Consider the following 15,454-nt stretch of genomic DNA (forward strand, 5'->3'; position numbering starts at 1 on the left):
GCCCCCTGGATGCTCACTTCCCTAGCCCCGCTTGTTGTCGCGCTGACCGTTCTTGCGACCGCCGTCATGGCCGCCTCCGCCGCGATCCAGGCGGTCCGGCAGGGGTTCGACCCGTTCGGTGCGGTGGTGCTGGCGGTGGTCACGGCCGTGGGCGGGGGCACCTTGCGTGACATCCTGATCGGCCGGTTCCCGGTCTTCTGGATCGAGGATCTGACTTACATCGCGACGGCGGTGCCCGTGGCCCTCGTCTCCTACATGGCCGCGCGGAGCATGCGCGCCGGGGGCGGGCGGCGATTGCGGCTGCTGCTGTATCTCGATGCGGTGGGGCTGGCGCTGTTCACGTTGATCGGGCTGCAGATCGCGCTCGGCGCCGGGGTCTCGCCAGTGATCGCGATCATCCTCGGCTGCACCACCGGGATCGCGGGCGGGATGATCCGCGACGTGCTCTGCGGGCTGCAACCCTCGGTTCTGAAGGAAGACCTCTATGCCACGATCTCGCTCGCCGGGGGGGCGGTCTACGTGGTCTGGCGCGAAGCCCTGAGCCCCGAGACCGGGCTGATGACCGCCTTCGCCCTGATGACCTTCGCGCGGTTCTACGTGGTCTGGCGCACGCGGCCCCGGGACGAGCCGCTGGTCTAGCTCGCCCGCGCGGTCAGCCGCTGCGCCACCCGGTCCGCCAGCACATAAAGCAGCACCGACATCACCCCAAGCGCCAGCATCGCCGCGAACATCAGGTCGGTCTTGGCACGCCCATTGGCCAGCAGCATCAGGTAGCCGAGCCCCTGGGAAGAGCCCACCCATTCCCCGATCACCGCCCCGATCGGCGCGTAGACCGCCGCCAGCTTGAAGCCCGACCCGAGGCTCGGCAGGGCATTGGGCACCTGGATGCGCCACAGGATGGTGCGCTGCGTCGCCCCCATGGTCCGGGCAAGGTCCAGATACCCCGGCGGCACCCGCATCAGCCCGTCGAAAAACGCCGAGGTCACGGGGAAATATATGATCAGCACCGCCATCGCCACCTTGGAGCCCAGCCCGTAGCCGAGCCACAGCGTCAGGATCGGGGCGAGCGCAAAGACCGGCAGGGCTTGCGAGAACACCAGCATCGGGCGCAGCAGCACCCGCGCCGCCGGGCTGATCGCAAGCGTCAGCGCCGTGATCACGCCCAGGCCCCCGCCGATCAGCAAGCCCAGCACCACCTCGGTCAGGGTCACAAGCCCGTGGTCGGCGATCAGGCCCCGGTTTTCCCAGAACGCGGTCCAGACGCGGGCGGGCCCCGGCAGGATGAAGGAGGCCACGCCTGTCAGGCTGACGATGCCCTGCCAGATCATCAGCAGGAAAGTGGTCGCGGCCAGCCCGTGGGACAGTTTCATGCCGCCCCCTCCCGCAACCGGCGCAGCAGCGCCCCTTGCAGCGCCAGCGTGTCCGGGTCGTCGATGGCGCGGGGCACCGGGGCCGGCGGCGGTGTGACCTCCGACAGGCCCGAAGGCTCCAGGATGAAGATCGCATGGCCGAGGCGCGCGGCCTCTGCCGGGTCATGGGTGACCAGGAGCACCGTGCACCCCCGCAGCAGTTCCACCGCCAGTTCCTGCATCTCGGAACGCGTGCGGGCATCGAGGGCCGAGAACGGCTCGTCCAGCAGGATGACGGGCCGATCCTCCATCAAGGTGCGGGCCAGGGCGGCGCGCTGGCGTTGCCCGCCAGACAGGGCGCCGGGGCGTTTGTGGGCATGCGCGGTCAGCCCGACCCGGTCGATCAGGTCCCGCGCCCGCGCGGCATCGGGCGTTTGCCCGCGCAACCGCGCGCCGAGGCAGACATTCTCCGTCACGCTGGCCCAGGGCATCAGCAGGTCGCTTTGCGCCATATAGGCGATGCGCCCCGACAGGTCCGCGCCATCCGCCGCCGTGATCGCCCCGTCGAAGGTGACGTGGGATTCCAGCCCCGCGATCAGCCGCAGGATCGTGGATTTGCCGACCCCGGACGCGCCGAGCAGGCAGGTCCAGCCCGCGCCTTCCAGGGTCAGGGACAGCTGCGCGAAGAGCGGCGCGCCCTCGCTCCGCGCGCTGCCTTCGACCCGGATGGCGGGGCCGCGGGTCACGCCGGGGCGCTGCTGGGGCTGAGCCCCATGTCCCAGAAACCGACCTCCAGCGTCGTGGCCTGGGCGAACCGGGCCGACAGCATCGCAAACCGCGGCAGGGTCGCGTAATCCGGGCCGAGCCGATGGGTCAGCGCCCCGTCGATCAGCGCGCCCACATCGCGGCAAATCCCCTGGTAGTCGTCGCCCGCATAGGTCCCGATCCAGTCGCCATAGGTGTCGGACGTCGCCTCGGCCGCGAGCCGCGCGCCGATCTCGCCATAGCCCAGCACACAAGGGGCCAGCGCCGCCAGAAGATCGAGGAAATCGCCCGAATACCCGGCCTCCAGCACGTAGCGGGTATAGGCCATGTTGCCCGGATGCTCAGGCGTGGCGGCGAGGGTTTCGGCGTCGATCCCGGCCTCGGCGCAGATCTTCACATGCAGCCCCATCTCGTAATGAAGCAGGCCATGAACCGTGGCTGTCGCCGCCTCCATCTCGGGAAGGGTGTCGGCCTTGACGATCGCCAGCGCCCAGGCGCGGGAGAAGTGTTTCAGGAACACGTAGTCCTGCGCGAGGTAGTGCAGGAAGGCCGCGCGCGGCAGGGTGCCGTCGCGCAGGCCCTCGACGAAGGCGTGGCGGGTGTAGGCGTCCCAGTCCGGGGCCGCCGCACGCCAGGCGGTGACCGCGGTGCCGTAGCCGGTCCCCGAACTGCTCATTGCGCGGTCACGTCCACGGCGATGTCCGCCACGGGATTGAGGCTGTCGATGAGGCCGCTCTCCAGCAGGAACGCCTCGAACCGGGCATAGCGGCCCTCGTCGAGCGCGGCGGGCCGCAGGGCAAATCGCGGCAGCGTATCCTCCCAAGCCATTGAATTCAGGCGATCGTTCAGCTCCGGTGCCGTGCCGGAGAAGATCTCCCACGCCGCGTCGGGGTGGTTGACGATGTATTGCGTGGCCTTTTCGACCGCGCCGAGGAACCGGGTGATCTTGTCGCGGTCCATGGTCTCGGCATGGGCGACGTAGATCAGCTCGTCATGGGGGGGCACGCCCTCTTCCTCGATATAGATGCAGTTGCCCGCGATGCCCTCGATCTCCATCTGGTTGAGCTCGAAATTGCGGTAGGCGCCGATCACCGCGTCGACTTGGCCGGACATCAGCGCGGGCGAGAGGGAGAAGTTGACATTGACGAGGTCCACATCCTCGAAGGCGACGCCGTATTTGCCGAGCACCGCGCGCAGGAGCGCCTCTTCGACGCCGGCGACGGAAAAGCCGATCTTGCCGCCCTTGAGGTCCGCGGGGCTCTGGATCGGGCCGTCCGCCAGCACCAGCAGGCAGTTGAGCGGCGTGGCGATCAGGGTGCCGACGCGCAAAAGCGGAAGTCCTTCATGCACTTGCAGATGGGTCTGCGCCTGGTAGCTGACCGCCAGATCGCCTTGCCCCGCGGCCACCAGCTTGGGCGGGGCCGACGGATCGGCGGGGGCGATCACCTCGACCTCGAGTCCCGCTTCGGCGAAATAGCCGCGCTCCTCGGCGATGATGATGGGGCCGTGATTGGGGTTCACGAACCAGTCCAGAAGCAAGGTCATCTTGTCGGCGGCAAGGGCCGGGGTCGCGGTGCACAAGGCCGCGGCGAGGGCGAGGTATTTCATGGGGTGGTCTCCTGTTGGGGATCGGCGACAAGGACGATTTCGCCGGGAAAATCGGGGCCGAGGGCAGTGCCGAGACGCCAGGCGCGCAATCCGCTGGAGCAGGCCAGAACGACCCGTTTTGCCGGTCGGATTTGTGTCGGGCAAGTGTCGGGCAAACGTATGGCACCCTGCCCGACAGTGTGTCGGGCTTCGGATTCCGGGCGCAGGTCGTAGACCGCGTCGGTCTCGGTGATCTGACTGGCGGCGATGAAGCGCAGGGCGCGGTCCGGCTCCGGGGCTGCGTCGAAGCGGAAGCTGGCCATCCGCCATGTGGCGGTGTCGAGGGTGATCGCCTGGCCGAGCGAGGAGGGCTTCAGCCCGAGGAGCGCCCCCAGCGCCATCTGCGCCTGCAATGCCCCCAGGGCGCCGACCACCGGGCCGAACACGCCCGCGGTGGCGCAACTCGCGGCACTGTCGGGCGGGTCGGGGAAAAGCGCGCGCAAGGACGGCGCACCGCCGCAGCAGCCTGCCACGTAGCCCGAGGCCCCGAGCACCGAGGCAGTGATCAGCGGCACCGGCCCGCACAGGTCCGAGGCGGTGTAGCTGGCCGCATAGCTGTCGGCGCAATCCAGCACCAGGTCGACCCCGGCGAGCCGGGCCGCGCCGTTGGCCGGGGTGAAGGCCTCGCAGAGCGCGGTGATCGTCACCTCGGGGTTCTGCGCGCGCAGGCGCGCGGCGGCGGCCTCGGCCTTGGGCGCGCCGATATCGTCCATGGTGAAGAGCGTCTGGCGGTGCAGGTTCGACAGGCTCACGCGGTCCGCATCCATCACCGTGATCCGCCCCACGCCCGCGCCTGCGAGATAACTCAGGGCTGGGGCCGCGAGCCCGCCCGCGCCGATGACCAGCACATGGGCCGCCGCCAGCCGCGCCTGACCTTCGGCGCCGACCTGCGGCAGTTGGACCTGGCGCGCGTAGCGGGTCATCCCAGCACCTCCAGCCAGCGGCGCACCTGCGCTTCGGGGTCGGGGTTCAGGGTGATATCGGTGACGGCAGAGACCACATCGGCCCCGGCGGCCAGTGCACCGGGCGCGCGGTCGGGAGTCATCCCGCCGATGGCGATCAGCGGAACATCCCCGATCCGGGACTTCCATTCCGTCAGCTTTTCAATGCCTTGCTGCTCCCACTTCATCTTCTTCAAGATGGTGGGATAGATCGGGCCGAGCGCGATGTAGGCAGGCTTGCAGGCCAGCGCGCGGTCCAGTTCGGCCTCGTCATGGGTGGAAATGCCCAGCTTAATCCCGGCGGCGCGCAGGGCGCCCAGATCGGCGGTGTCGAGGTCTTCCTGTCCCAGGTGGACCCAGTCGCAGCCCTCGGCAATCGCCATCTGCCAGTGATCGTTGACCACCAGGGTGCAGCCATGTTCGGCGCAGAGCCCCTTGGCGGCGCGGATCTCGGCCCGGATCACCTCGGGCGGCTGGTCCTTGACGCGCAGTTGCACCAGCTTGATCCCCAGCGGCAGCAGGCGGATCAGCCATTCGGCGCGGTCGAAGATCGGGTAGAACGGATGCAGCGCGCTCATGACAGGAACGCCTGGCCGATGACGGGGGTCGAGGGGGCGGCCATGTCGCGCGGCTCCATCGGGTCGGCGGCGCAAGCCAGCGCGCCTGCCTCGGTCGCGCGGGCCATGGCGACGGCCATGGCGACCGGATCCCCGGCCCTGGCGACGGCGGTGTTCAGCAGGACCGCGTCAAAGCCCATCTCCATCGCCGCGGCGGCGTGAGAGGGCAGGCCGATCCCGGCATCGACGACCATGGGCACCTCCGGAAAGCGTTCGCGCAAGGTCCGCAGCCCGTAGGGGTTGTTCAGCCCCAGCCCGGTCCCGATGGGCGCGCCCCAGGGCATCAGCACCTCGGCCCCGGCATCGAGCAGGCGCTCGGCCACCACCAGATCCTCGGTGCAGTAGGGGAAAACCTTGAACCCGTCCGCGGTGAGCGTGCGCGTGGCGGCAACCAGTTCGAACACGTCCGGCTGCAGGGTGTCGGTATTGCCGATCACCTCCAGCTTGATCCAGTCGGTCTCGAACACTTCGCGGGCCATCTGCGCGGTGGTCACGGCCTCGCGCGCCGAGTGACATCCGGCGGTGTTGGGCAGGACCGCGACGCCGAGATCGCGGATCATCGTCCAGAAGGTCTGGCCCGCCCCGCCCGCGCCCTCGCGGCGTAGCGACACGGTGGCGACCCCGGCGCCCGAGGCGCGGAAGGCTTCGGCCAGGATCGCGGGGGAAGGGTATTGCGCCGTGCCCAGCATGAGCGGATGAGTCAGCGTCGTGCCGTAGAAGGGCCGCGTCCGGGGGGTGGCGGTGTCGGGCATGGCTCAGCCGCCTTGCATCGGGGCGAGGATCTCGATCCGGTCGCCGGGGGAGAGGGTTTGCGTGGCGCGGGTCGCGGCGGGCACGAAGATTTCGTTCACGGCCGTCGCGACGCTGCCGGAATGGCCGAGCTCGGTCAGCAGGTCCGCGAGGGTCGCGGCCTCGGTCGTGCGGGTCTCGCCGTTAATGATGAGCTGCATGGGGGGTCTCCGTCGGGGCGGGGCCGAGCAGGGCGTCGGCGGTTTCGCGGGCGAGCGCCGGGGCCATCAGGTAGCCGTGGCGGTAGAGCCCGTTCACATGGGTGACATCGCCTTGCCGCGTGACGCGGGGCAGGTTGTCGGGGAAGGCCGGGCGCAGGTCGGTGCCGATCTCGAGGATCTCGGCCTCTGCGAAGGCGGGGTTGAGCGCGTAGGCCGCGCTGAGCAGCTCCAGCATGGCCCGGGCGGAGATGCGGCCGCGATCCTCGGCCTCCACCATGGTGGCGCCGAGCATGTAGACCCCGTCCCCGCGCGGCACGATGTAGAGCGGGATGCGCGGGTGCAGCAGGCGTATGGGCCGGGTGAGGCGGATGTCGGGGGCACGCAGCACCAGCATCTCGCCCTTCACGCCGCGCAGCCCGGGCAAGGTGGTGCGGGCGGCGAGGCCGGTGCAATTGACGACGCGGGCCTCGGCGGGGGCCGGGCCGGGGCGGATCGGGATGCCTTGGGCGGCGAGCGCGTCGGCGAGGTCTTGCAGGGCGCGGCGGGGGTCGAGATGGGCCTCGCCTTCGAAAAACAGGCCTGCGGGGAAGCGCGCGCCGAGATCGGGTTCCAGCGTGGCGATCTCGTCGGCGGTGACCGGGCGGTGGCCATGGGTGCGGCGGGCGAAGCGGTCGAGGTCGCGCCGGTCGCGGGGCGCCGCCACCACCAGCGTGCCGCGGCGGGTGACGGTTGTGCGCACGCCCCACCAGTCGAGCGCCTCCTGCCCGTGGATCAGCACCGGCTCCTCGGCGTTCTCGTATTCGCACCAGGGCGCCAGCATCCCCCCCGCCCACCAGGAGCAGTGATGCGCGCCGGGCGGGCCAGCGGGGTCGTGCAGAGTGACCTGCGCGCCGCGGGCGGCCAGTTCGGTCGCGACGCAGAGGCCCGCGATGCCCGCGCCGAGGATGGCGATGGGGGTCATGGCCAGACCTCGTGAAAATGGTGAACCGGGCCGTGGCCCGTCCCGATATCGAGCCGGTCGGCGGCGGCGATGGCCCCTTGCAGGTAGCCATGGGCAGCGGTGATCGCGCCGCGCAGGTCCGCGCCCTTGGCCAGTTCGGCGGCGATGGCGGCCGAGAGGGTGCAGCCGGTGCCGTGGGTGTTGCGGGTGGCGATGCGCGAGGCCTCGAGCCGCAGGGGCGCATCCTCGCCATCCACCAGCAGGTCAACGCATGTGGCGCCGCGCCCGTGGCCGCCCTTCATCAGCACTGCGCCCGCGCCCATGGTGCGCAGGGCCTGGCCGGCGGCGGCCATGGCGGCGGGGTCGTCATCCTCGTCCCCGCCCAGCAGGCGCGCGGCCTCGGGCAGGTTGGGGGTCAGCAGGGTCGCGCGGGGCAGCAGATGGGTCGCCAGCGCTTCTTCGGCCTCCGCCGCCAGCAGCGCGTCGCCGGATTTCGCCACCATCACCGGGTCGAGCACGACGGGGCCCTTGAACCCCGCCAGACCCTCGGCCACGGCGGCGATCACCTCGGGCGTGCCCAGCATCCCAATCTTGACCGCGTCCACGGCGATGTCCTCGAACACGGCCGCCATCTGGGCGCGGATCATCGGGAGGGAGACGCCCTCGACCATCGTGACGGCGCGGGTGTTCTGGGCGGTGAGCGCGGTGATCACGCTGGTTGCGTAGACCCCGCGCGCGGAAAACGCCTTGAGGTCGGCCTGTATCCCGGCGCCGCCGCCGGAATCCGAGCCTGCAATCGTCAATGCGGTCGCCATGTCGCGCCTCTCGTCAGGCGGGCGGTCTCGGTTCGGGGACAGGGCAGGGGCAAAAGAGAGATTGCCACGATGACCGTTCCCTACGCCGGTATTGCCCGGATCAGGTTCCATGGGTCGGCACAGTGCGCCTCTCAGCCCTGAATCGGGCACCCCAACGGTTGTTGACGCAGAGGTAGGGCGGAAATCACGAAGGTGCAAGCCCGATCTCCCTGTGCAGGTGCCGCACTTGTGCTACCTGTGCATCCCGTCCTGACCCGAAAGACCTCTTCCCATGACCTTGTGTTCCTTGCTCCGCCCTCTGTATTTCATGCTCGCCCTCATGGTTCTGCCGACCGTTCCGCCTCTGTTTGCGCAGGAGCGTCCTGCCGCCGTGGTGACCGAGACCGTCGAGGAGCGCGCGCTTGCCGAGACGTTGCCGGTCTTCGGGCAGGTCGTGGCCTCGCGCGACAGTGCTGTGGCGTCCCGGACGGCCGGGATCGTGGACGAGGTCGCGGTGCTGGTGGGCGACCGGGTGGCCGAGGGGGCGACCCTTGCGGTGCTCGATACCGAGCTGGCGCAGATCGAGCTGGAGCAAGCGCTGGCCGACATCGCCGAGGCCCGGGCCGGGATCGCCGTGGCCGAAGCACAGCTCGGCCGCGCCGAGGATGCCCGTGACCGCGTGGAAGGGTTGCGCAACACCGCATCGTTCAGCTCGGCGCGGTTTGACGACGCCATGAGCGATCTGGCGGCGGCCACGGGAGAGCTGAACCAGGCCCGCGCGCGGCTTCTCAATGCCGAGGCCGCCGAGCAACGGGCGCGCTACACCCTGGACCGCGCGCGGATCACGGCCCCTTTCGCGGGGGTGGTCCTGTCGGTGGCGGCCGATCCCGGGCAGTTTATCTCGGTCGGAGATCCGATCGCGCGCATCATTGATATCAATGCGTTGGAGATCGAAGCTCAAGTTCCGTCTCAATTCGCGCCCGCCATTCCCCCGGGGGTGACCGTCAAGGGAGTGAGCGAGGCGGGGCAACAGCTCGACCTGCAGATCCGCGCGATCCTGCCGACCGAGAGCGTCTCGACCCGGACACGGCCCGTGCGGTTGTCGGGGGACCTTGACGCGCTGGGTGCGACCCTGGCCGTGGGTCAGTCGATCACGCTGCAAGTGCCCGTGAGCGCGCCGCGCGCAGCCCTTGCCGTGCCGAAGGATGCGCTGGTGCAGGGCGCGCAGGGCTGGACCGTCTTCGTCGATGCCGATGGGATCGCCGAGCCGCGCCCGGTGCGCATCGGGGTGGCCATGGGTGACCGGTTCGAGGTGCTGAGCGGTCTTGCGGAGGGCGATGCCGTGGTCGTTCGGGGCAATGAGCGCCTGCGCCCGGGCCAGGCCCTGCAGGCGGTGGACGGTGCGCCAGGCGGAGGAGCGCCCGAAGAGGGCGCGAGGACGCCCGACGACACCCAGTCGCGCGCCGCGCCGCAGAGCAATTGAGGGCCGCGCCATGAACCCGATCCGTTTTTCCATCGAACGCCCCATCGCGGTGATTGCGGCCGTGATCATGGCGATCCTCTTCGGGATCATCGCCCTGTCGCGCATCCCGATCCAGCTCGCGCCCGATGTGCGCAAACCCGTCGTGGTGATCGAGACCAACTGGCCCGGTGCAGCCCCCGCCGAAGTCGAACGCGAGATCATCAACCCGCAGGAGGAAGCCCTGCGCGGGCTCGACGGGCTGGACATCATGACCTCGCGATCCCAGTCGGGATCTGGCGAGATCACCCTGGAATTCGCGCCGGGCACGGACATGAGCCAGACGCTGCTTCTGGTGTCGAACCGGCTGGACCGGGTGGGGGATTACCCCGCCGAGGCGAGCGAGCCGTCGCTGGACACCTCGGGCGACGATGACAGCCCGATCGCCTGGGTCATCGTCACCGATGCCGGCACGGCCCAGCGGCCCCTGCCGACCTATGGCGATTTCATGGAGGACGTGGTCAAGGACCGCATCGAGCGGATCGAGGGTGTCTCGGCGGTCAATGTGTTCGGCGGGGTCAGCCGCGAATTGCAGATCGTGGTGGACCCGCGGCGGCTGGCGCTGTTCGGGCTGACCGTGCCGGAGGTGGTAGCGCGGCTGCGGTCGGAGAACATCTCGCTCTCGGCCGGGGACGTGGAGGAAGGCAAGCGGCGCTATATCGTGCGGGCCGAGGGCGCGCTCGACACCGTGGAGGCGGTGGGCGGCGTGGTGCTGCGCTCCGAGGCGTCCTCGGGCACGCTCGGCCGGGTTCTGGTGCGCGATGTCGCCGAGGTCCAGTTCGACTATGGCGAGCCCACGGCGCGGTTGCGATTCAAGGGGGAATCCGGTCTGGCCTTCAATATCGTGCGGGATCGCGGGGCCAATGTGATCGAGACGATGGAAGAGGTGCGCCGGGTCCTGGGCGAGTTGCAGGAGGGGCCGGTTGCCGCCCAGGGCCTTTCCCTGGAGCAGGTCTATGACGAGACGATCTATATCGAGGGCGCGATCGCGCTGGTGACCCAGAACATCTGGATCGGGGGGGCGCTGGCGGCGCTGGTGCTGCTGATCTTTTTGCGCAGTCCGCGGGCGACCCTGGTGGTCAGCCTCGCGATCCCGGTTTCGATCGTGGCGACCTTCGTGGCCATGGCGGCCACGGGGCGGACGCTGAACGTGGTCAGCCTCGCGGGCATCGCCTTCGCGGTGGGGATGATCGTGGATGCGGCCATCGTGGTGCTGGAGAACATCTACAGGCTGCGCGAACAGGGCAAATCCCGCTCCGAGGCGGCCTATCTGGGCGCGCGCCAGGTCTGGGGCGCGATCCTGGTCTCGGCGCTGACCACTGTGCTGGTCTTCGTGCCGATCCTCATCATGGAATTGGAGGCGGGGCAGCTTTTCCGCGACATCGCGGTGGCGATCTCGGTCTCGGTCCTGTTGTCGCTCGTGGTGGCGGTGACGGTGATCCCGGCGCTCGCCAAGCGGTTGTTGAAGGATGGCCAGCAGACGACGCTGCCGCTCTGGGGGATCGATCATTTCGCCCGCGGCTTCAAGGCGGCGGTGATGTGGTACGTGCGTATGACCGTGCGGTTCCGGGCGCTGGGCATCCTGATGGTCGGGCTGATCGGCGGGACGGCGGCGGTGGCGACGGTGGTGTTCCTGCCCCGGCTGGAATACCTGCCGGAGGGCAACCGCAACCTGGTCTTCGGGCTGATCATTCCACCGCCGGGCTACAACCTGGACACGACCGAGACCATCGCCGAACGGATCGAGCGGGCGGCGCGCCCGATGTGGGAGGCCGCACCGGCGCTGGAGACGCCGGAGGGCACGCCCACGGTGGAGAACTTCTTCTTCGTGGCGACGCCGGGGAACTCTTTCGTCGGCGCCACGGCGCTGGACGGGCCGCGGGTGGCGGAGTTGATCCCGCTCTTGTCCGGGCCGATCTTTGCCGAGCCGGGGACCTTCGGGTTCATGACCCAGCCGTCGCTCTTCGGGCGTGGCGTGGGCGGCGGGCGGACGATCGAGCTCAATGTCTCGGGCCAGGACCTGGAGCAGATCCTCGGGGTGGCGGGGCGGGCCGCGGGGCTGGTGGCGGGGCTGCTGCCGCGCTCGGAGGGGCACCAGTTCCGGCCCATTCCGGGGCTGGAGCTGGGCGCGCCGGAGGTACGGCTGGTGCCGGATCGGCTGGCCCTGGCGGATGCGGGTCTGGATGCAGGCGCCTTGGCCGCGACGGTGGATGCCTATAATGACGGGTTGCGCGTGGCCGAGATCACCGAGGGTGCGGACCGTCTGGACCTGGTTTTGAAGGGCGACACAAGCCTGTCGGCGGGATTCCGGACGCAGGATGTGGGCTCCTACCCGGTGGTGACGCCCTCGGGGGATATCGTGCCGGTCTCGGCGCTTGCAGATGTGATCGTGACCGCGGGCCCGACGGAGATCCGGCACCGCGACCGGCTGCGGACAGTGACCCTGGAGGTGCGCCCGTCCGACGCGCTGCCGCTGGAGGCGGCGGTGGAGCTGTTGCAGACCGAGGTGGTCGCGGTGCTGGAGGGCCAGGGCGTGCCGCCGGGCATTCGGCTCACCGTGTCGGGGACCGCCGACCAGTTGAGCCAGACCTGGGAGGCGATCCAGATCAACCTCGTGGTGGCGCTGGTCATCGTGTTCCTGGTGATGGCGATCCTGTTCGAGAGTTTCGTGCTGCCGCTGGTGATCCTGATCTCGGTGCCCGTGGCGGCCGCGGGCGGGGTCGGGGGGCTTGCGCTGCTCAATACGTTCCAGACGCAGCCGCTGGATATGCTGACGCTGCTCGGGTTCATCATCCTGGTGGGTATCGTGGTGAATAATGCGATCCTGATCGTGCATCAGTCGCTTTATCACTTGCGTGAGGAGGGTATGTCGCCGGTCGATGCGATCGAGGAGGCGACGCGGAACCGGATCCGGCCGATCTTCATGTCGACGCTGACGAGCATCATGGGGATGCTGCCGCTGGTGGTGTTCCCGGGCGAGGGGTCCGAGCTCTATCGCGGCCTGGGCGCGGTGGTGGTCGGAGGGTTGTCCATGTCGGCCTTCCTGACGCTGCTGACGGTGCCGCCCTTGTTGCGGCTCTGCCTTAAGGCGCCGTCCCCCGAGGAGGTGCCGGTGCTTCAGGCCCAGCCCGCGGAATAGACGGAGAGGGCGGCGGGGGCGCTGCTCCCGGCGCTGCGCGCCACCCCCCCCCCGGAGTATCTTTGCAAAGATGAAGGAGGGGGGCACAAGGCACGCGTTCGGGGTCATCGCGGGCCGTCAAGGTTAGTGGGGAACGGTCTGGTTTGGGCGACCGGTGGTGGTGCCGATTCCCGTGGGCCTGCATCCTTCGGTGCGGTGCGGTGCAGTGCGGTGCGGTGGGAGGAGGGAAACGGCGGCTCGAGCGCGGATGTCAGGGCAGGACGCTGAGCCAGAAGGCGGCGAGCAGGATCGAGAGCGCCGTGCCGGCCAGAACGGCGGTCGCAACCACCCGTTTCGCCACCCCGTACATGTTGGCGAAGATATAGGTGTTCACCCCCGGGGCCATGGCCGCGGTCAGGGCGGCGGCGCGGATCATCGGATCGTCCAGTCCGAACACGAGGCGGCTCATGGCCCAGGCCACCAGCGGGTGCAGCATCAGTGAGACCAGGCAGACGAAGGCCACCTCGCGCAGGTTGCCTTCGGGTTTATAGCGAAAGAGCACCCCGCCCAGCCCGAAAAGTGCCGCCGGGATGCCCGCGCGGGCGATCATCTCGATCGCCTCGATGGCCACGGCGGGGGGCATCAGGCCGCTGAGATTGACCGCGAAGCCGAGCGCGATGCCGATCATCAGGGCGTTCTGGCTCATGGTCTTGAGGATCGCGCCCACGGTGACGAACACGTTTTTCGACGAGGCGCGCACGATCTCCATCGTGGTGATCCCCACGAGATATCCGAACGGCGCGTGGATCGCGATGATGGCATAGAGCGGCTCCAGCGCGGGCAGGCCGTGGGCGCGTTCGAGGATCGGGATGCCGAGCAGGACCGTGTTGGCGAACATGCAGCAAAAGCCGATGGCGACCGCATCCTGCATTGGGCGCGCGAAGAGAAAGCGCGCGCCGAGGATGCCGGTGGCGAAACTGGCGAGCGAGCCGCTGTAATAGCTGGTCAGAAGGCGCCAGTCGAAGACCGCATCGAGATCGAGCGTGGAGATCGCCAAGAACAGCAGACAGGGGATGGCGAAATTCTGGGTGAAGCGCATGAGCGCCTCGACATTCTCGTCGGAGAACACCTTGGCCCAGACCGCGCCGTAGCCCGCCGCAAGCACAAGGAAGATGGGCAGCGTGACTTCGAGAAGGATGGTCAAGACGCGGGCACCGGCCGGTGCAGCACCATCCCGTCATAGGCCGGGCTGACATGGGCAGGGGTTTCAGCCGCCACCGTCGCGTAGTCCAGATCGATATGCATGTTGGTCAGGATCGCCTGGCGCGGGGCGAACTCGGCGATCCATTCCAGCGCCTGGTCTAGATGGGCGTGGGTCGGGTGCGGTGTCCGGCGCAATGCGTCGAGGATGAGCGTGTCGAGCCCGGTCAGGGCCGCGCGGCTTTCGGGCAGGAGCTTGGCCACATCCGGCAGGTAGGCCAGATCCCCGATGCGGAAGCCGAGGCTGTCGATGCTGCCATGGTTGACCTTGAACGGGCAAAGCGTGACCGGGCCGCCCGGTCCGTCGATGGTCACCGGGCCGTCGATCGTGTGCATCTCGAGGATCGGGGGATAGGGGCTGCCTTCGGGTTGGACGAAGGCATAGCCGAAGCGGGAGAACAGGCTGTCCTGGGTCGGCCCGTCGGCCCAGACCCGCAGGCGCGCGCGCATGTTGAACACGATCATCCGCAGATCGTCGAGCCCGTGGGTATGGTCCGCGTGGGAGTGGGTGTAGACCACCCCGTCGAGCCGCCCGATCCCCGCGTCCAGCAGTTGTGCGCGCATGTCCGGCGAAGTGTCGATCAGGACGGTGGTGGTCCCCTCCGGACCGTCCCGTTCGACCAGCAGCGAGCAGCGCCGACGCCGGTTGCGCGGGTTTTCGGGGTCGCAATCGCCCCAGTGCCCGCCGAGCCGCGGCACGCCGCCGGACGAGCCGCAGCCGAGGATGGTGAAGCGCAGTCCCGTCATGCCACGGGCGCGGGCTGCCATGCGGCGGCCTTGGCAAAGAGCCGGTCGAAATTCGCGGTGGTCTGCGCGGCGAAGGCCTCGACCGTCATGTCGTAGATCGCGGCCCCGGCGGCGGCGGTATGGGCGACAAAAGCAGGCTCGTTGCGCTTGCCGCGATAGGGGGGCGGGGCGAGGTAGGGCGCGTCGGTCTCCACCAGGATCCGGTCCACCGGGGCGGCGGCGAAGATCGCGCGAAGGGCGTCGGATTTCTTGAAGGCGATGATGCCGGACATGGACAGGTAGAAACCCAGATCGAGCGCGGCCTCGGCCAGTGCCGCGCCGGAGGAGAAGCAGTGCATCACACAGGTATAGGCGCCCGCGCGGTATTCCTCGGTCAGGATCCGGGCCATGTCGTCGTCGGCGTCGCGGGCGTGGATGATCAGGGGCAGGCCGGTCCGGCGCGCGGCCTCGATATGGATGCGCAGGCTCTCTTGCTGTCGTGCGGCACTTTCGGCGGTGTAATGATAGTCGAGCCCGGTCTCGCCGATGCCCACGCATTTGGGGTGGGCCGCGACCGCGCAAAGCTCGTAGACCGACACCAGGGGCTCGTCGGCGGCGCTCATCGGGTGGGTGCCTGTGGCGAAGAACACCGGGTCGTGGGCCTCGGCGATGGCCTGGACGCCGGGCAGGGCGCGCAGCTTGGTGCAGATCGTGACCATGCGTGCCACGCCGGCAGCCTGCGCCCGCGCGACCGTCTCGGGCAGCGTCTCGGCGAAGTCCGGGAAGTCCAGGTGGCAATGGCTGTCGACGAGGTGGATAGGGGGCATG

At 69.3% G+C, this 15,454-nt stretch carries 16 protein-coding genes and 1 riboswitch; of the genes, 3 read left to right on the forward strand and 13 right to left on the reverse strand.

The annotated features are described in order from the left end of the window. Positions 1–9: 9 nt before the first annotated feature. On the forward strand, positions 10–639 hold the full coding sequence (locus DSHI_RS04630; protein WP_012177582.1) for a trimeric intracellular cation channel family protein: 630 nt from the start codon (positions 10–12) through the stop codon (positions 637–639). Here DSHI_RS04630 and DSHI_RS04635 read toward each other — a convergent pair. From DSHI_RS04635 to thiD, 10 genes are read right to left on the reverse strand one after another with little or no spacing between them, the layout of a single operon-like run. Then, complete coding sequence (locus DSHI_RS04635; RefSeq protein ID WP_012177583.1) at positions 636–1,370, reverse strand: ABC transporter permease; 735 nt, start codon at positions 1,368–1,370, stop codon at positions 636–638. The genes DSHI_RS04630 and DSHI_RS04635 overlap by 4 nt on opposite strands. Next, complete coding sequence (locus DSHI_RS04640; RefSeq protein ID WP_012177584.1) at positions 1,367–2,095, reverse strand: ABC transporter ATP-binding protein; 729 nt, start codon at positions 2,093–2,095, stop codon at positions 1,367–1,369. The genes DSHI_RS04635 and DSHI_RS04640 overlap by 4 nt, the downstream gene beginning before the upstream one ends. Beyond that, positions 2,092–2,790 carry a thiaminase II gene (gene tenA / locus DSHI_RS04645; RefSeq protein WP_012177585.1) on the reverse strand — a complete coding sequence of 233 codons (699 nt, stop codon included), beginning with the start codon at positions 2,788–2,790 and terminating at the stop codon, positions 2,092–2,094. Before tenA ends, DSHI_RS04640 begins: the two co-directional genes overlap by 4 nt. Next, positions 2,787–3,722, reverse strand: a complete 936-nt coding sequence (locus tag DSHI_RS04650; RefSeq protein WP_012177586.1) for an ABC transporter substrate-binding protein — start codon at positions 3,720–3,722, stop codon at positions 2,787–2,789. The genes tenA and DSHI_RS04650 overlap by 4 nt, the downstream gene beginning before the upstream one ends. Continuing rightward, positions 3,719–4,684: a HesA/MoeB/ThiF family protein gene (locus DSHI_RS04655; protein WP_012177587.1), complete on the reverse strand. Its 966-nt coding sequence runs from the start codon at positions 4,682–4,684 to the stop codon at positions 3,719–3,721. The genes DSHI_RS04650 and DSHI_RS04655 overlap by 4 nt, the downstream gene beginning before the upstream one ends. After that, positions 4,681–5,280: a thiamine phosphate synthase gene (locus DSHI_RS04660; RefSeq protein ID WP_012177588.1), complete on the reverse strand. Its 600-nt coding sequence runs from the start codon at positions 5,278–5,280 to the stop codon at positions 4,681–4,683. Before DSHI_RS04660 ends, DSHI_RS04655 begins: the two co-directional genes overlap by 4 nt. After that, a complete protein-coding gene (locus DSHI_RS04665) occupies positions 5,277–6,071 on the reverse strand; it encodes a thiazole synthase (protein WP_012177589.1) in 795 nt (264 codons plus the stop codon). The genes DSHI_RS04660 and DSHI_RS04665 overlap by 4 nt, the downstream gene beginning before the upstream one ends. A 3-nt stretch (positions 6,072–6,074) precedes the next feature. Next, on the reverse strand, positions 6,075–6,269 hold the full coding sequence (gene thiS / locus DSHI_RS04670; RefSeq protein ID WP_012177590.1) for a sulfur carrier protein ThiS: 195 nt from the start codon (positions 6,267–6,269) through the stop codon (positions 6,075–6,077). Continuing rightward, the gene (locus DSHI_RS04675; RefSeq protein ID WP_012177591.1) at positions 6,253–7,230 is read right to left on the reverse strand and encodes an FAD-dependent oxidoreductase; all 978 of its coding nucleotides are present in this window, start codon (positions 7,228–7,230) and stop codon (positions 6,253–6,255) included. The genes thiS and DSHI_RS04675 overlap by 17 nt, the downstream gene beginning before the upstream one ends. Further along, positions 7,227–8,024 carry a bifunctional hydroxymethylpyrimidine kinase/phosphomethylpyrimidine kinase gene (thiD, locus tag DSHI_RS04680; RefSeq protein WP_012177592.1) on the reverse strand — a complete coding sequence of 266 codons (798 nt, stop codon included), beginning with the start codon at positions 8,022–8,024 and terminating at the stop codon, positions 7,227–7,229. Before thiD ends, DSHI_RS04675 begins: the two co-directional genes overlap by 4 nt. Before the next feature lie 60 nt (positions 8,025–8,084). Beyond that, positions 8,085–8,188: riboswitch (TPP riboswitch) on the reverse strand. Between the two features lie 122 nt (positions 8,189–8,310). Between thiD and DSHI_RS04685 the strand changes: the two genes are divergently transcribed. Beyond that, complete coding sequence (locus tag DSHI_RS04685) at positions 8,311–9,486, forward strand: efflux RND transporter periplasmic adaptor subunit (protein ID WP_245533047.1); 1,176 nt, start codon at positions 8,311–8,313, stop codon at positions 9,484–9,486. Positions 9,487–9,496: 10 nt separating this feature from the next. Beyond that, entirely contained in the window at positions 9,497–12,661 is a 3,165-nt protein-coding gene (locus DSHI_RS04690; protein ID WP_012177594.1) for an efflux RND transporter permease subunit, read from the forward strand. 250 nt (positions 12,662–12,911) lie between these two features. On the opposite strand, the gene DSHI_RS04695 is transcribed toward DSHI_RS04690, so the two are convergent. From DSHI_RS04695 to DSHI_RS04705, 3 genes are read right to left on the reverse strand one after another with little or no spacing between them, the layout of a single operon-like run. Then, positions 12,912–13,844, reverse strand: a complete 933-nt coding sequence (locus tag DSHI_RS04695) for an AEC family transporter (RefSeq protein ID WP_012177595.1) — start codon at positions 13,842–13,844, stop codon at positions 12,912–12,914. Further along, positions 13,841–14,647, reverse strand: a complete 807-nt coding sequence (locus DSHI_RS04700; RefSeq protein ID WP_012177596.1) for an MBL fold metallo-hydrolase — start codon at positions 14,645–14,647, stop codon at positions 13,841–13,843. The genes DSHI_RS04695 and DSHI_RS04700 overlap by 4 nt, the downstream gene beginning before the upstream one ends. After that, complete coding sequence (locus tag DSHI_RS04705) at positions 14,644–15,453, reverse strand: TatD family hydrolase (protein ID WP_012177597.1); 810 nt, start codon at positions 15,451–15,453, stop codon at positions 14,644–14,646. Before DSHI_RS04705 ends, DSHI_RS04700 begins: the two co-directional genes overlap by 4 nt. Position 15,454: the final 1 nt, after the last annotated feature.

The organism is Dinoroseobacter shibae DFL 12 = DSM 16493 (assembly GCF_000018145.1).
GTDB classification, from domain to species: domain Bacteria; phylum Pseudomonadota; class Alphaproteobacteria; order Rhodobacterales; family Rhodobacteraceae; genus Dinoroseobacter; species Dinoroseobacter shibae.

Coding starts and splice junctions, on each gene's coding strand:
- DSHI_RS04630 (WP_012177582.1), top strand. CDS start 10: ATGCTCACTTCCCTAGCCCCGCTTGTTGTCGCGCTGACCGTTCTTGCG.
- DSHI_RS04635 (WP_012177583.1), bottom strand. CDS start 1,370: ATGAAACTGTCCCACGGGCTGGCCGCGACCACTTTCCTGCTGATGATC.
- tenA (WP_012177585.1), bottom strand. CDS start 2,790: ATGAGCAGTTCGGGGACCGGCTACGGCACCGCGGTCACCGCCTGGCGT.
- DSHI_RS04650 (WP_012177586.1), bottom strand. CDS start 3,722: ATGAAATACCTCGCCCTCGCCGCGGCCTTGTGCACCGCGACCCCGGCC.
- DSHI_RS04655 (WP_012177587.1), bottom strand. CDS start 4,684: ATGACCCGCTACGCGCGCCAGGTCCAACTGCCGCAGGTCGGCGCCGAA.
- DSHI_RS04660 (WP_012177588.1), bottom strand. CDS start 5,280: ATGAGCGCGCTGCATCCGTTCTACCCGATCTTCGACCGCGCCGAATGG.
- DSHI_RS04665 (WP_012177589.1), bottom strand. CDS start 6,071: ATGCCCGACACCGCCACCCCCCGGACGCGGCCCTTCTACGGCACGACG.
- thiS (WP_012177590.1), bottom strand. CDS start 6,269: ATGCAGCTCATCATTAACGGCGAGACCCGCACGACCGAGGCCGCGACC.
- DSHI_RS04675 (WP_012177591.1), bottom strand. CDS start 7,230: ATGACCCCCATCGCCATCCTCGGCGCGGGCATCGCGGGCCTCTGCGTC.
- thiD (WP_012177592.1), bottom strand. CDS start 8,024: ATGGCGACCGCATTGACGATTGCAGGCTCGGATTCCGGCGGCGGCGCC.
- DSHI_RS04690 (WP_012177594.1), top strand. CDS start 9,497: ATGAACCCGATCCGTTTTTCCATCGAACGCCCCATCGCGGTGATTGCG.
- DSHI_RS04700 (WP_012177596.1), bottom strand. CDS start 14,647: ATGACGGGACTGCGCTTCACCATCCTCGGCTGCGGCTCGTCCGGCGGC.
- DSHI_RS04705 (WP_012177597.1), bottom strand. CDS start 15,453: ATGCCCCCTATCCACCTCGTCGACAGCCATTGCCACCTGGACTTCCCG.